Here is a 1732-nt window from a genome sequence, read left to right on the forward strand (position 1 = left end):
GAAGTACAAGCAGAAGCCTAATCTTCTGTAACGAAAAAGCCCCCGATGCTGACATCGGGGGCTTTTTTGTGCGCGTAAATCCGTAAAATGGCTTCTTTTTACACCGAGAGCCCGCCATGTCGAAACACCTGCTGAAGCCCCAGGGCGAATTTCCTGCCGCGGGCCTGGGTCGTCGCCTGGCAGCGATGTTCTATGACTTCCTGCTGTGTACGGCCCTGCTGATCGTCACCAGCGGCATCTACAAGATGATTCAGATGGCGATCATCGGCGAAGAGAAAATGCGCACCCTGACCGAATCCGGCGCACTGGATGGCGACCCGCTGCTCTCGACCGTATTGTTTTTTGTACTGTTCGGCTTCTTCGCCAAGTTCTGGACTTACTCCGGCCAGACCCTGGGGATGCAGGTCTGGAGTATCCGCGTACAGAATGCCGATGGATCATCCATCAGCCTGTGGCAGGCGCTATTGCGCTTTGTGGTGTCGATCGCATCGCTGCTGTGTGTGGGCCTGGGGTTCATCTGGTCGCTGTTCGACAAGCAGCAACGCAGCTGGCATGACATCTACTCCGACACCCAGCTTGTGCGCATTCCGAAGAAGACCAAATAATTTTCCGACACAGAAACCACTGTGGGGAGCGAGCTTGCTCGTTCCCCACAGTTTTTAGTTGGCGGGAGTATCTTAAGCGTTACCGGCCAGTTTCATCCGCGCCGCCTGAGTGAAATCGAGCATCCGCTTCAACGGGCGAATCGCTTGAGGAATCAGGGCCGGGTCGACGAAGATCTCATTCGTCCCTTCCTTCAGGCTCTTGAGCGTGCGCTCAAGGGTGTTCATGGCCATCCACGGGCAGTGTGCGCAACTGCGGCATGCGGCGCCGTTACCCGCTGTAGGCGCCTCGATGAACACCTTGTCCGGGCACAACTGCTGCATCTTGTAAAAAATGCCGCGATCGGTCGCGACGATCAGCGTTTTGTTCGGCAGGGTCTGTGCCGCCGCAATCAACTGACTGGTCGAACCCACAGCATCCGCCAACTCGATGACCGAGGTTGGAGACTCAGGGTGCACCAGGATCGCCGCATCCGGATACAGCGCCTTCATGTCTTCGAGCTGCTTGGACTTGAATTCCTCGTGAACGATGCACGCACCGTCCCACAGCAACATGTCAGCACCGGTTTGACGTTGAATGTAGGTGCCCAGGTGCTTGTCCGGCCCCCAGATGATGGTTTCACCGTTGTCCATCAGGCTTTCAACGATCTCCAGTGCGCAACTGGAGGTCACGACCCAGTCCGCCCGGGCTTTGACCGCCGCCGAGGTGTTGGCATAAACCACAACCGTGCGCTCTGGATGCTGGTCGCAGAAGGCGGAAAACTCATCGACCGGGCAACCCAGATCCAGCGAACAGGTCGCCTCCAGCGTCGGCATCAGGATGCGTTTTTCGGGATTGAGGATCTTGGCCGTCTCGCCCATGAATTTCACACCGGCGACCACTACGGTCTTGGCCGGGTGAGCATTGCCGAAGCGGGCCATCTCCAGCGAGTCGGAGACACAGCCACCGGTTTCTTCGGCCAGGGCCTGAATGACCGGATCGCAATAGAAGTGAGCCACCAACACTGCGTCCTGAGCTTTGAGCTCGGCAGCGATGGCGGCACGGTAATGGGCCTCCTCTTGCGCGGTCAGCGGCTTGGGCTGCTTGGCGTCGAGGTGGGCTTGAACCAGAAGGCGTTCGGAAATCTGCG

The 1732-nt window shown here is 58.1% G+C and carries 2 protein-coding genes; one reads left to right on the forward strand and one right to left on the reverse strand.

Annotated features, from left to right (window positions below; all coding sequences use genetic code 11):
• Positions 1-116: 116 nt before the first annotated feature.
• Positions 117-605 (forward strand): RDD family protein, encoded by a 489-nt coding sequence (locus D8V06_RS00400; protein ID WP_056852652.1) that lies wholly within the window; start codon positions 117-119, stop codon positions 603-605.
• Between the two features lie 72 nt (positions 606-677).
• Here the strand turns inward: D8V06_RS00400 and nadA are convergent, their stop codons facing one another.
• Positions 678-1727 (reverse strand): quinolinate synthase NadA, encoded by a 1050-nt coding sequence (gene nadA / locus D8V06_RS00405; protein WP_241667748.1) that lies wholly within the window; start codon positions 1725-1727, stop codon positions 678-680.
• Positions 1728-1732 lie beyond the last annotated feature (5 nt).

The sequence above is a fragment of the Pseudomonas sp. Sample_24 genome (genome assembly GCF_004307605.1).
In the GTDB taxonomy this organism is placed as follows: domain Bacteria; phylum Pseudomonadota; class Gammaproteobacteria; order Pseudomonadales; family Pseudomonadaceae; genus Aquipseudomonas.

Excerpts from the sequence above, each read along its gene's own strand:
- D8V06_RS00400 (WP_056852652.1), top strand. The coding sequence starts at position 117 with ATGTCGAAACACCTGCTGAAGCCCCAGGGCGAATTTCCTGCCGCGGGC.